A 13,509-nucleotide genomic window follows, 5' to 3' on the forward strand; every position below is an offset into this window, starting at 1 on the left:
GTAAATTTGGTGTTATACTTAAGTCAAGATTTACAAGTGTAAACAAACAAAGGGAGGCTCTTACATGACTAAAATTATTGTTTTATTGGTTGCCGCAGCGTTAATTGACTTTATCGTTTGGTGGTTTTTTGGTAATCATTATCAACAAGCAGTGACTGCAGATGTTTCCGAGCAAAATATCCAACATGTGCAAGTAATAGTTGATGGCGGCTATCAGCCGGAAACCGTGGTCTTAAAAAAAGGCATCCCGGCACAGGTACATTTTCAGCGGCAAGATCCTTCTAGCTGTCTAGAAAAAGTCGTTTTCCCTGATTTAGGCATTAACGAATTTTTACCGGAACAACAAGATCATCCCATTACTATTGATACCAGCAAAGCTGGCGAATACGACTATGCTTGTGGAATGAATATGTTTCACGGCAAAGTCATTGTTAAATAAAGGAGTGATAAATATGCAAACAGCAACTGTAATCATTAAAGGCGGCTATCAACCTGCCGAGTTACACCTTCAGGCCCAGCAAAGCGCGCAAATTACTTTTCAACAAGAAGATTCGTCTTCTTGTTTAAGTACAGTACAATCTACCGCCTTAGGTTTTAACGAAAAAATCCCTCTAGGTACCCACAAGACTGTCACGATTGCACCGCAGGCACCTGGCGTATATAACTATGCTTGTGGAATGAATATGTTTCAGGGAAAGGTAGTCTACGAATAATGACTATTAAAAATCGTTTTATCTTTTCGCTGCTATTATCCTTACCAATGTTATTGCAAATGGTGCTGATGCCGGTGGGATGGATGTTGCCCGGCGGCAATTGGACAATGTTCTTATTGACTAGTGGAGTCATGGCCGTGTCGGCGCGCCCTTTTATCCACAGTGCTTGGGCAGCCTTTAAAAATCATCATGCCAATATGGACACTTTGGTGGCAATTGGAACCACTACCGCCTATTTATATAGTATTTATGCCTTATTCCAGCACCAAGGAGTCTTCTTTGAAAGTGCCGCTTTTGTAATAACCTTCATCTTATTAGGCCAAGTACTTGAAGAAAAAATGCGTCACAATGCTTCAAGCGCCGTAGAAAAGTTAATTGACTTACAGGCTAAAGAAGCCACCGTCATCCGCGCTGGTCAAGCCTATCAAGTCCCTTTAGAGCAGGTGCGCGTCGGCGATAGTCTCCAAGTCAAACCAGGCGAAAAAATTGCCGTTGACGGTGTTATTACAGCGGGGACTTCTAGTATTGATGAGTCGATGGTTACAGGTGAAAGTCTGCCAGTTACCAAAAAGGCTGGCGATCACGTAATTGGGTCGACAATCAATCAAAGCGGTACCTTTACATTTACCGCGCAAAAAGTCGGCAATGAAACCCTCTTAGCACAAATTGTGGCCCTGGTGAAAAAAGCGCAAACCAGTCGGGCTCCTATTCAAAAAACTGCCGATCAGATTTCTAATATTTTTGTACCTGTAGTGTTAATCATTGCCATTTTAACTTTTGTCATCTGGAACGTTTTCTTACAAGCTACGGGTGTCCAGGCACTGTTGTTTGCGGTATCTGTTGTCGTTATTGCATGCCCTTGTGCTTTAGGCTTGGCTACTCCAACAGCCTTAATGGTTGGTACCGGCCGCAGTGCTAAAGCCGGTGTTTTAATTAAAAACGGTGAAGTCTTAGAAGCCGCCAATAATATTCAGACTATTGTTTTCGATAAAACCGGCACCATTACCAATGCTCAGCCCCAAGTCACCGATATTGTGGGTGATACCCAGCAGGTTCTTCAAGTAGCCGCGGCTTTAGAAAAAAATTCCGAGCATCCCTTAGCTGCTGCAATTTTACAGGCTGCTCAAGCCCAGCAGCTTGAAATTCCTACTGTAAAAGACTTTAAAGCTCTTATAGGCCAAGGTGTGCAAGGGCAAATTAATCACCAGCTGGCTTTTGTCGGCAACGAAAAATTGGCGGCTGCTTATCACTTGAACAATGATTTTCAACAGCAGATGATGCAATTACAAGAACAGGCCAAAACAGTGGTAGTAGTTGGCTGCAGTCAAAATCTGATTGGTCTAATAGCTATTCAAGATACCCCTAAGCCCAGCGCAATTCCGACTATTGCCGCTTTAAAAAACCAAGGCTTAAAAACAGTTATGTTAACTGGTGATAATGAGCGTGTCGCCCAAGCTATTGGTCAGCAAGTGGGGATTGATCAAGTAATTGCCAATGTATTGCCTAGTGATAAGGCCGACACAATTAAAGAATTACAACAACAGGGCCATGTGGCTTTTGTGGGGGATGGTATTAACGATGCGCCAGCTTTGACGACCGCAGATGTCGGGATAGCCATGGGTTCGGGAACAGATATTGCCATTGAATCTGGCGGCATCGTCCTAGTAAGGAATGACTTGCGCGGTGTAGTTCAGGCTCTAGAATTAAGTAAAAAAACATTCAAGCGTATTAAGTTAAACTTATTTTGGGCCTTTATCTATAATGCTTTAGGTATACCAATTGCGGCCGGTTTGTTTGTGGGCTGGGGCCTACTTTTAAGTCCAGAATTAGCTGGTTTGGCAATGGCCTTGAGTTCAATTTCAGTAGTGTTTAGCTCTTTATTGCTGAACAAAACCAAATTGACAACCATTCCCGTTTAAGGAGGCACAGTAATGAAATTAAAGCAAACAACTTTAAAAATTATCTTAGCAGCATTGGCCTATATAATTGGAGCTATGATTGTGGGCGGTTATTTAGACAGGCTGTGGGGATAAAAGAATAAATTAATAAAGTAATATTTTATCCCAATTTAAATCATCCTCATGTCTTTCAAAGAAATACAGAAAATATGTTATACTAGATAACAATTAAATAAAAATTTGGTTGAAGCAAAAAAGCTTTCAAGAATTAACCTCAGGTTTGGGTTGCCTGAGAGATTCTTGGAGGCTTTTTTTATTGAGGAGTGATAATGTTATGCAAATTATTGGCACTTTAGTATTGGTCTTGTTTTTAACGATTATCAGCGGACATTTGAGTGCGCGGCATGGTCTACCGACAGTCGTGGGACAATTACTGTTGGGAGTCGTCATTGGGCCGGCGGGTTTACATTGGCTGACTAATTCTATGAGCTTACAGACAGGCGCGAATTTGGGGCTGATTTTGTTAATGTTTTTAGCAGGTATTAATAGTGATTTAAAGTTACTGCGTCGTTTTTGGCGGCCCGGCCTAGTGGTGGCACTTTTAGGCGTGCTTGTGCCCTTACTAGTATTAAGTGCTTTAGGCTGGAGCTTTAACTTTAAGTGGCAGGAGTGTTTATACTTAGGGGTTATCTTTGCCGCCACTTCGGTGTCAATTTCAGTAGATGTTCTGCAAGAATTAGACCAATTAAATAGTGCCGAGGGTACGACAATTTTGGCAGCCGCGGTAGTAGATGATATTTTAGCGATGATTGCCTTGAGCCTTTTAACGGCTACTACCACTAGTCATCAAGTTAATTTACTACTGATTTTGCTGTTGCAGGCCGGCTATTTTGGTTTATTATGGCTGCTGCGCCCGGTCATTAAGCGCCTGATGGTTTTGAGTTCTCGCATATTAGTCACTGCTAATGTATCCCTAGTGGCCTTTGTTGTTCTTTTGGCACTCGCATATCTTGCTGAAAAAGCCCATTTAAGTAGTGCCATTGGTGCATTTTTTGCCGGCTTGCTCTTAGGTCAAACTGCTAGCCGAACTAAACTGCAAAAAGACTTTCAGATTTTAGGCTACACTATCTTTATTCCACTATTTTTTGTTCAAATTGGTGTGCAAATGCAGCTCACGGGACTCAAACAGCGCCTTTGGCTGTTTGTTGCCTTGACGCTGGCCGCGATAATTACTAAATTGCTGGGAGCGGCTTTAGGTGCACGTTTAGTACATTTTGACCGGCGCAGCGCTTTAATTATCGGCAGTGGCATGGTCTCACGGGGAGAAATGGCCTTAGTGGTTGCTCAAATTGGTCATGCGCAGCACCTTTTAAGCGTCGCAGATTATTCCACGGTGATTGCGGTGATTATTGCAACTACGATTGTAGCGCCCTTATTGTTAAAAGGAGCTATTAAATTTTCCCAAGATAATCAATGAGACTGGCTGTAACTTACTTTGATATCATCGGGCAGACAATGAGGCACCATTTTTAAAACCTGGTCTTCATCACCTAATTTTAAGGCTTCATCATAGTACCAGCATTTATAATTAATCATATTAAGGACTTGATTGAGTTGTTTAATTTTTGCTTGAACTACTTGCTTTTGATTTTCAAAGAGTTCCTTACGTAATTGATAGGTTTGGCGGCCTTGTTTGCTCCATTGCATAAATTGTTTAATATCTGCAATTGATAGACCTGACTGCTTTAAGCATTCAATCACTCGTAACGCTTCGACTTCTTTTTCAGAAAAGTAGCGAATACCTGCCTTGCGGGCAAGATCTGGAAATAAGCCCTCCTTATCATAATATCTAATAGTTGAAATGGGTAAATTGAATTTTTGCGAAATTTGACCGATAGTATACATTTTTTGCTCCTTTGTACTTGACCTCAAGTTAGGTTTAGGTATTACGCTATTATTATAAACGCTATTCTAGTAAGGAGATAAGAAAATGCCAGAAAAACTAACATTAACAACTGAATGGGATAAGGTATTTGCTCCAAGTGATCAGGTCCATCATGAAAAAGTAACTTTTCATAATCGTTACGGCCTAACGCTGGCTGCTGATTTATATACGCCACTTATCATGAGCGGCCGCCTTGCAGCGATTGCGATTTGCGGACCGTTTGGCGCCGTGAAAGAGCAGGCATCAGGACTTTATGCACAGACTTTAGCTGAAAAAGGCTTTATAACGTTGGCTTTTGATCCTTCATTCACGGGCGAAAGCGGTGGCTCACCGCGTGATGTGGCTTCCCCGGATATTAATACCGAAGACTTTCAAGCAGCCGTTGACTTCTTGTCCGTTCAAAACAATGTTGACCCGCAAAAAGTCGGCATTCTGGGCATCTGTGGCTGGGGCGGTATGGCCTTAAATGCGGCTGCTATTGATACGCGCATTAAAGCCACCGTGACTTCCACGATGTATGATATGTCGCGCGTGAATGCCAAGGGTTATTTTGACGCGCTCAGTGTTGAAGATAGATATGCACTAAAAGAAGAACTAAATCAACAAAGAACCATTGATTATCAAAATAACACCTACCAGCATGCCGGCGGTGTTATTGATCCCGTGCCAAATGATGCTCCGCAGTATGTTAAGGATTATCATGCTTATTACAAAACGCCCAGAGGCTACCACCCACGGTCTGTTAATTCTAATGCTGGCTGGAATACGACTTCAGCTTTATCCTTTATTAACATGCCACTGTTGCAATATAGCCAAGAAATTAAAAATCCGGTATTGATGATTCATGGTGAAAAAGCTCATTCACTCTACTTTAGTCAAGATGCCTTTAAACGTCTAAAGGGTGATAATAAGGAATTAATGATTATCCCGGGAGCTAATCATACAGATTTATATGATCAAGTAGATATTATTCCTTTTGCCAAAATAACAGATTTTTTCCGTACTAATTTAGATTAAAAGTCTTCCATAAAAACTCGAATTATTAGTTGACACTATTTCTTAATCATGATACATTAAGCGCGTTGGATTTTTAATTGAATAAAAAGAGGCTCCTACACGGACACAAGCTGCTGTACAGAAACGTTGCGAAACGCCAATGTATAGGACAGAGATAGCCGAACGAAGGCTATCTCCCAAGTAGCTATGGCTGACGTCTTTACGCCGGGTAGTGCTAAACTAAAATTTATTTTAGGGGCCGCGAATTTGTCGCGGTCTATTTTTGTAGGAATCTCCTTGACGCTTATTTTTCAGGAGGTTTTTTTATGGCTATTTTTAAGGATTATCGTCAACTTGCACAACAAACACCCCAACAAGTGCTAGATGCATATCATACGCAACTTACGGGTTTGAATACCCAGCAAGTGGCTGATTTACGGGAAAAATACGGCAGCAACAAGATAACCTATCATCACAAAACGCCTTTTGCGGTGCAATTTTTGCAGGCATTTGTGACGCCCTTTACGTTAGTGTTGGCAGTTTTAGGGGTTATTTCCTTTCTGACAGATTATGTTTGGGCACCAGTGGCTGGGCGTGATTTAACCGGAACTTTAATTATTACCTTTATGGTCTTGGCTAGTGGCACCATGACCTTAATTCAGTCTATCAAGTCCACCAATGCTGCCGAAAGCCTACAAAGCATGGTTAAGGTTACGGCGCAAGTGTGGCGTGATCAACAGCTCCAAGAGATTATGTTAGATGATTTAGTAGTTGGTGATGTTGTGAAATTAGCCGCCGGCGACATGATTCCTGCAGATTTACGTCTCTTACAGGTTAGAGATCTCTTTGTTTCGCAAGCAGCTTTGACTGGCGAAAGTTATCCTGTAGAAAAAAAGTCCCAATTTGTGCCGGGTCAATATGAAGATGTTACTGATTATCCTACATTAGCTTTTATGGGCAGTAACGTTGTAAGTGGAACAGCGCTTGGAGTAGTAGTTGCTACGGGTCGGCGGACACGCTTTGGTAAGGTAACACAGACTATCACTAATAATAAGGTTAACCCAACGAACTTTGATTTGGGCATTAGCCAAACTTCATGGCTGTTAATTAAATTCATGGCAGTTATGGCGCCGATTGTTTGTATCTTGAATGGTTTTACAAAGGGCAATTGGGGCCAAGCCTTACTCTTTGGTTTATCGACTGCTGTCGGCCTCACACCGGAAATGCTGCCGGTAATTGTGACTACTAATTTAGTGCGCGGGGCCTTAAAAATGTCTAAAAGCGGCACCATTGTCAAAAATATTAATGCTATTCAAAATTTTGGGGCAATGGATGTATTATGCACAGATAAAACTGGTACTTTAACCCAAGATCAGATTATTTTGGAATATCATTATGACGCAAATCATCAAGAAGATGATACGATTTTAAAATATGCGTATTTAAATAGTCGTTTTCAAACAGGTTTGAACAATTTAATGGATAAGGCTATTATTCATGCAGCCCAAAGTGAATTAACGATTGATGATCAGCAATATCAAAAAATTGACGAATTGCCCTTTGACTTTTCGCGTCGCCGCATGAGTACTATTGTTCGTGAAACTAATGGCACTACTGAAATGGTTACTAAAGGTGCTATTGAAGAAATGCTGAGTATCTCCAGTCAGGTGTTGACTAATGGTCAACTCGAACCTTTGACTGAACAATGGGAACAGCAAATTTTGACACAAGTTGCTGATTTAAATCATGATGGTTTACGGGTATTGGGCTTAGCTATCAAGAAAAACCCTCAACCTAAAACGGGTAACGAACTGACCATTGCTGATGAAGCAGAAATGACTTTTCTCGGCTATTTAGCCTTTTTGGATCCACCTAAAAGCACCGCTGCTAAAGCTATTGCTGCCCTTAAAAATCACGGCACAGAAGTAAAGATTATTACCGGTGATAGTTTGTTGGTAACTCAAGCAGTTTGCCGCAATATTGGTTTTGATGTTACGAATGTTTTGACCGGAGCACAATTAAGCCATCTCTCGGCAGACCAATTGCCCCAAGCTGTGGAAGCAAACAACATCTTTGTAAAAATTGCTCCTGATCAAAAAGCACAAATTGTGCAGTTGTTGCGGGATAATGGCCATGTAGTGGGCTTTTTAGGAGATGGCATTAATGACGCGCCCTCGATGAAAACTGCTGATGTGGGAATTTCCGTAGATACAGCTGTGGACATTGCGAAGCAGTCAGCAGCCATTGTTTTATTGCAAAAGGATTTAATGATTTTGGAACAAGGAGTCGTTATTGGCCGTCAAACCTTTGGTAATATTATGAAATATATCAAAGCCACCTGTTCTTCTAATTTTGGCAACATGTTTTCGATACTTTGTGCCAGTGCCTTTTTGCCATTTTTGCCCATGCAGCCAATGCAGTTGTTATTACTGAATTTGGTATATGATTTGTCATGTCTGTCAATTCCATGGGATCGAATGGATCCTGAATATTTAAAAACGCCTCGTAAATGGGAGGCTCAAAGTATTTTGAGTTTTATGAAATATTTCGGTCCTACTAGTTCTATTTTTGATATTACGACTTATTTAGTATTGTATTGGTTCATCTGCCCCACAGTCGTCGGCAGTCACTTTGCTGCTACTACTGGTTTTAGTCGGCAGCAGTTTATTCAAGTGTTTAATAGCGGCTGGTTCGTGGAATCCTTATGGACTCAGACTTTAGTACTGCACGCATTGAGAACAGAAAAGCTGCCCTTCATCCAAAGCCGTGCTTCTGGTGCTATGACTGGTGTTACTGCTGGTGCAGTAATTATTGGGTCGATTCTGCCTTTTACAGCCTTAGGAACATCTTTACATTTGACAGCTTTGCCAGGAAGTTTTTGGGGCCTATTGCTAGTAACTTGCGGAGCCTACCTTATGTTAGTAACAATCGTTAAACGCTGGTATATTAACCGTTTTGATTCGTTATTATAGGAGAAGCCGATGAAACAAAAAACCTCTTGGAAGATTATTTATCCCATTCAAGCTCTGATTGCCCTGCCATGGTTATTCTTGGGAATTGCTTGGCTGTTTAGTCGGCCCTTAACTGGTGGGAAAATTTTGATTGCTGTTTTATTTATTGGTGTAGCCTTATTAATGTTGTTAGATTGTACAGAAAGGGGTCATCAGTGGCTGAATCAATTTATGCGGAAATAATAAATGCTGAATTTTGACAAATTAATACAAATAAAGACAAAGGCTTCTTTAACAGCAAACCTTTATCGAACTGTCATTTCCTTTTTTAGAAGTTTACACGGATTAAATTGGTAATATTGAAAATACAAAAAATTTTATAATTCCTTTTAAAATAATGTAATTAAAAACACCATACCAAGTTTAGAGAGTTTAAACTTGCAGTTAGTGATATATTTGACTATAATGATAATTTGCTGAAAATGTTCTGATACAGCTAAAAGAGTAATTAAATGTTTTTTTTGCTTTAATGTGCTCAATACAAACTTCTGGTAAACACATGTAACTAGAAGTTCCTAGTTGAGATTACTTTTCTATCTTAGAAATAATTTTTGGAGGAATTATTATTATGTTGTTAATAAAATCCAGCCGCTCTAAGCTATTTGTGATAATAGCAGTACTGGGTTTATTTTATAAATTTTCTTTTGCAACTATTTATGCACAAACTCAAACAAAAAATATAGATATTAATAATTTAATAGATCCTAATTTTGCTTTACAGGGGGATTCTAGTCATGGTTCACAAGATATAATTTCTATGATGAAAATAGGGCCCTTACAGCCTAATTATGATTACCCTGATGATGGCTCTAATGAATTTGCTTTGACACCTGATCCTAATTATCCAGGAGGTAATGGCAGGCCACAGGGATATATTGCACATGTAAGGACTCCCCTACAATATTTGCAAGCAATTTATGGAAATTCTGTTGATGGGGAACCACCATATCAAAATGCTCAAAGTGATCAAGGCGGAAGAGTGGGTGCTTGGAAATCAAATATTACTGAAGTTTCGCTAGATGCTGATATTGATTTAACTAGTATTACCAGTAGTGATTATATAACGGTGCCAGACGCCTCCGGTAAAAGTAAAAAAGTGGATTTTTCTTCTTTAGGTTTTGCCACAAATCCAGGAGCTGCGGGTGAAGAGGCATGGTATTTAGTTACTCCTCGGCCGGCCAGTCAATATACCGATGATAAAACTGGCAAAGTTTATAGTAAATTGATAGTAAATGGTAATGGTCATGTGCTTAATCTAGGACGCTTCAGTATACGGACCTGGACTCCTGACTGGCCAAGAGCAAGTTATGATATTACATTCAAAAATTTAACTGCTTATGGAAATAATTATTACGGAATTATTTGGGCCGCAAATGGTACAAGAAATATTACTAAACAAACATTTGAAAATGTCAATTATTATGGTGCCCAATTTGCTTGGACTGACGGTGCAGTACAGACAACAATGAAGGGTATTATTAATTCTTACTCTTTGTTGTCATATAAGGGCCCTAATGGGTTAATATACCAATGCGAGGGTGGAGGTAATCAACAAAATCTTCAAACTAATAATATAACTTTTGACAGTACCTGTACGTATACTGGCTATACCTATAATGGTAATGCTTTGGAATTAAGTGGTAATGCTACCTTTGAAAGTGGGTCTAAAGTTTATTTATATCCCCATGGTGATGCTCCAGAAAATAGTAGAGATGGGATGTCTTGGGGATTATTATTGACAGGAAATAATCCTCAAATCGACTTAAAGGGATCTGCAGAATTACATGTTTATTGTGACGGCAAAACCTTAGTAAATTCGGTAAAAGCAAATAATGATCCTAATATAGTGGGTTTGACTACTGATCCGGTTAAAACCCCCCACCCTTGTGGTGCTATTGATATGACTAGTGCTGGCGGTGCATTGAAGTTTGAAGGAGATGTGGATACTCAGGGAAATCACTTATATCCAACCTTATCTATTGATAGTGATGGCGAGATTATTAATGATGGTTCTTTAGTTCGTTTTACTAGTGGATCGGCTGATTTGTCGCAAGGTTCTTTTAGTATTCAAGCAGATAACTTAGATAAATATAATACTAACGGCGGTCGTGCTGGTGGGGGCTTAATGAATGTTGGTTCCGGTATGAATATTAACGTTCGTACAGGCGGCCGTTTCAGTATTGTTGTGGGAGACGGTCACGATAAAGATTCGCCGCTTAACTTGTTATATGCTTCGACTACGATGAAAGTTAATATTGTAAACCCAGCTAATGTTACTTTAGATTTAAGAAAAGATCCTTGTGATGCCAGTGCTTTAGTATATGCTGATGGTAACAGGTCAAATATTATTACAGTACCTAGCGATATAGTCATGGGTCCTTATAGTATTCCGCGAGGAACCAATGTGGTTTTGGCTCCAAGTATGCCCTTTGGGAGTGGTAATGATTCTAATTCTGATATTGAAGTTTATGATACTAAAATGGTGGCCGAAGGTAATAATAAGGCAACTAGCGGCAATGGCGTGGCCATACAAGGGCCGAATGGTCCAGCTGAAGATGTTACCATTGGTAAAGATACTTCCGGACCTGTTCGGGTCCAAAAAGTCGAGCTTCCATTTACTAGAAATCTAATTGACCCCTTATTATATGGTGATGGTACAAAAATTGTCCAAGCACCTGATAGCCAAAGTTTAAAGCCTCTAAAAACTGCCATGTTTAAAATGCTAGGTAAGGAATTTCGCTACATTAACTTTAGTGATTTACCAAGTCCCAATTTGCATTTAGATGACAATTCAAAAGTGGTCTATCCCAACAAGAGTACGGGCGATATTAATATAAATAGTCATAGTGGTGGCGATGAATGGCAGAATTATGATGCTAAAAATGGCCATGCTGATAAACTTAATAAAGAATTTGATCCACGTCCTCCTTTAGTTAGAGTTCAGGTAAAACGACCTAAAATTGCTAACCCAACAAAAGATAGTGATTATGAATATATTGATTTAGGTACTAAAGAAAATCCTGCGCAAGCGCAACAAAAAGCCAATAATAGCTTTGCTGAGCCTAACCTTGCAGAACTTGTTAATCCAGTTACTCCTAATATTTTGGAGGACGATAAGGGTGATTTGAAGCTTCATGAACCTGGCAGTACAACTGTTCCTAACCATAAATTAGGCCAAAGCATACCAGTATATGCAAGTGATGGTAAAGCTAAAGACGCTGATAAACCTAATGCGGATAAACAAAAGCTTATTCCTAAGTATTTAGACGCCAAGGACGTGTCTTGGGATGGTATGAGTCCTGGAAATTGGGATACAAGTAAAAATGGACCGGGTGCATATTTAAGTTTTAGACATTCGATGACTTATAAATTAAATGAGCTATTAGATCAATACAACGCTAATCCTAGCCATACTAAACTTTATTTAAGAGGCAATGATCAAATCCTCACGAGTGTCGTTACTAATTTTCAATCAACGCCCTTAAGAGAGACTAATGTTAGAAACCTTTCTGTAGGCACCACAAAAAATAATGTAAAGTTTCTGGTGGGTGATGATATTACTGTTCCTTTGCAGTACTTTGATGGGGATAATAGTCCTACCGGTGGCCCGACCACTTTAAAATTAAGTGGGCAAGTGGGTAATACTAAAGTATCTCAAGATTTGAATAATATTAAAATTAAAGAATCGACTAATGCTGCTTGGGTCATTGGTAAGGCGACTAATATCGGTAATCATGAAGAGTTATCTGTTGGCAAACATGAGTTATTATATAAAGCACAGGATAATGCTTTACCTCCAAACTATGCTTATGACAATACTCAAGTAACTAATAATACTACCGGTGATACCCTTAAGTGGAATTATGAGGTTTTGAATTTGCCAGCTTATCAAGGATCAATGGCAATTACCAATAATCCTTACAATAATAAGGGTAATATTATCAAGGGTATGTATAATCTGCAGACTAAGTTTGACCCAAAGGCTAATCTGCCAGTACATTCAATTTTAATTGGCTATGATGGTAGTAATAATTTAACTCCTGGCTGGGAAGATAAGGGACAGGACTATATCACCGCCTCTTATACTGACAATAACAATAAAGTTATTTCAGTCAAAAAACCTCTTGCTGCTGATGAACAAAAAGTCTATAACCCAACTTATTTTGGCTTTTCGGGAACTGATTTTCCAGCGGGAACACATTTTATTGTTGATCGAAAGATTAACATTACTGCTGACAAAAAAACTCCCGTCTCTATTGGTAGTTATACCATTAGTTCCCAAGATGCTAATAGTGATATTCAGCCTTTGGGTAAGAGCAATACTTTGAATTTTAATTCTTCAGGTTCTATTAACCTCCAAGTTCCAAAAAGTATTGATTACGGCAAAATAACTAGTAGTACATCAGGTATTATTCCAATTAATAATTTAACGGGTGAATTAAGTATTAATAATGATAGTGATCAAACACCAAATATTTATTTAACAGCAGATCTAACTGAGACAACATCGACAGGAGATTTATTATTTACAAATTATTTGTATTATAAGTTGAACAATGCTTCTCCAACTATATTGTTGAAAGATTATGTTTATCATAATCCAGCATTGCCCAGTGGGTCGACGGTTAATCTCTCTCATGATTGGGGAACTAAGAAGGCACAACAAGCAGGTCCTATTTTGAAAATTCCCCCAGCAAACTTCAATAGTGCTGCTGTAGTTAAGACTGCTAAAATAACTTGGAATTTAACTTTGGGACCATCATAGTAAAAATGGAGTTGAGATTTTAATCTCAACTCCATTTTTAGATATATACAAAATACAAAGGAAAGATCTTGAAATAAGTTTTATTTTTAACTTTGCTGACAATAAGTAAGATATTTTTTTGATAAATCAACAGTTTTAAAAAATAAAATATATTAAATACCTATTAAATATATTATAATAG

The 13,509-nt window shown here is 39.1% G+C and carries 9 protein-coding genes and 1 riboswitch; of the genes, 8 read left to right on the forward strand and 1 reads right to left on the reverse strand.

Features of this window, described 5'->3' with window-relative positions:
* Positions 1–64: 64 nt before the first annotated feature.
* The 4 genes from EQ827_RS04430 (at position 65) to EQ827_RS04445 (ending at position 4,088) form a co-directional block, all read left to right on the forward strand.
* Positions 65–439, forward strand: a complete 375-nt coding sequence (locus EQ827_RS04430) for a cupredoxin domain-containing protein (RefSeq protein WP_181189782.1) — start codon at positions 65–67, stop codon at positions 437–439.
* Positions 440–452: 13 nt separating this feature from the next.
* Positions 453–713 (forward strand): cupredoxin domain-containing protein, encoded by a 261-nt coding sequence (locus tag EQ827_RS04435; protein WP_181189783.1) that lies wholly within the window; start codon positions 453–455, stop codon positions 711–713.
* A complete protein-coding gene (locus tag EQ827_RS04440; protein WP_181189784.1) occupies positions 713–2,632 on the forward strand; it encodes a copper-translocating P-type ATPase in 1,920 nt (639 codons plus the stop codon). Before EQ827_RS04435 ends, EQ827_RS04440 begins: the two co-directional genes overlap by 1 nt.
* Before the next feature lie 313 nt (positions 2,633–2,945).
* A complete protein-coding gene (locus EQ827_RS04445) occupies positions 2,946–4,088 on the forward strand; it encodes a cation:proton antiporter (RefSeq protein ID WP_181189785.1) in 1,143 nt (380 codons plus the stop codon).
* Here the strand turns inward: EQ827_RS04445 and EQ827_RS04450 are convergent.
* Complete coding sequence (locus tag EQ827_RS04450) at positions 4,082–4,516, reverse strand: MerR family transcriptional regulator (RefSeq protein ID WP_181189786.1); 435 nt, start codon at positions 4,514–4,516, stop codon at positions 4,082–4,084. The two genes, EQ827_RS04445 and EQ827_RS04450, sit on opposite strands and share 7 nt — an antisense overlap.
* Positions 4,517–4,601: 85 nt before the next feature.
* On the opposite strand from EQ827_RS04450, the gene EQ827_RS04455 reads away from it, so the two are divergent.
* The 4 genes from EQ827_RS04455 to EQ827_RS04470 all read left to right on the forward strand — a co-directional run bounded on the left by EQ827_RS04455 (position 4,602) and on the right by EQ827_RS04470 (position 13,328).
* Complete coding sequence (locus EQ827_RS04455) at positions 4,602–5,573, forward strand: alpha/beta hydrolase (RefSeq protein ID WP_181189787.1); 972 nt, start codon at positions 4,602–4,604, stop codon at positions 5,571–5,573.
* 71 nt (positions 5,574–5,644) lie between these two features.
* Positions 5,645–5,809, forward strand: a riboswitch (M-box (ykoK) riboswitch).
* Positions 5,810–5,878: 69 nt separating this feature from the next.
* Complete coding sequence (mgtA, locus tag EQ827_RS04460) at positions 5,879–8,524, forward strand: magnesium-translocating P-type ATPase (RefSeq protein WP_181189788.1); 2,646 nt, start codon at positions 5,879–5,881, stop codon at positions 8,522–8,524.
* A 9-nt stretch (positions 8,525–8,533) separates the two neighbouring features.
* Complete coding sequence (locus EQ827_RS04465) at positions 8,534–8,746, forward strand: hypothetical protein (protein WP_181189789.1); 213 nt, start codon at positions 8,534–8,536, stop codon at positions 8,744–8,746.
* A gap of 385 nt (positions 8,747–9,131) precedes the next feature.
* A complete protein-coding gene (locus EQ827_RS04470) occupies positions 9,132–13,328 on the forward strand; it encodes a pectate lyase-like adhesive domain-containing protein (protein WP_181189790.1) in 4,197 nt (1,398 codons plus the stop codon).
* The last annotated feature ends 181 nt before the right edge of the window (positions 13,329–13,509 follow it).

The organism is Bombilactobacillus bombi (assembly GCF_013607485.1).
Classification (GTDB): Bacteria; Bacillota; Bacilli; order Lactobacillales; family Lactobacillaceae; genus Bombilactobacillus; species Bombilactobacillus bombi_A.

Excerpts from the sequence above, each read along its gene's own strand:
- EQ827_RS04450 (WP_181189786.1), bottom strand. The coding sequence starts at position 4,516 with ATGTATACTATCGGTCAAATTTCGCAAAAATTCAATTTACCCATTTCA.
- mgtA (WP_181189788.1), top strand. The coding sequence starts at position 5,879 with ATGGCTATTTTTAAGGATTATCGTCAACTTGCACAACAAACACCCCAA.
- EQ827_RS04470 (WP_181189790.1), top strand. The coding sequence starts at position 9,132 with ATGTTGTTAATAAAATCCAGCCGCTCTAAGCTATTTGTGATAATAGCA.
- EQ827_RS04440 (WP_181189784.1), top strand. The coding sequence starts at position 713 with ATGACTATTAAAAATCGTTTTATCTTTTCGCTGCTATTATCCTTACCA.
- EQ827_RS04435 (WP_181189783.1), top strand. The coding sequence starts at position 453 with ATGCAAACAGCAACTGTAATCATTAAAGGCGGCTATCAACCTGCCGAG.
- EQ827_RS04430 (WP_181189782.1), top strand. The coding sequence starts at position 65 with ATGACTAAAATTATTGTTTTATTGGTTGCCGCAGCGTTAATTGACTTT.
- EQ827_RS04455 (WP_181189787.1), top strand. The coding sequence starts at position 4,602 with ATGCCAGAAAAACTAACATTAACAACTGAATGGGATAAGGTATTTGCT.
- EQ827_RS04445 (WP_181189785.1), top strand. The coding sequence starts at position 2,946 with ATGCAAATTATTGGCACTTTAGTATTGGTCTTGTTTTTAACGATTATC.
- EQ827_RS04465 (WP_181189789.1), top strand. The coding sequence starts at position 8,534 with ATGAAACAAAAAACCTCTTGGAAGATTATTTATCCCATTCAAGCTCTG.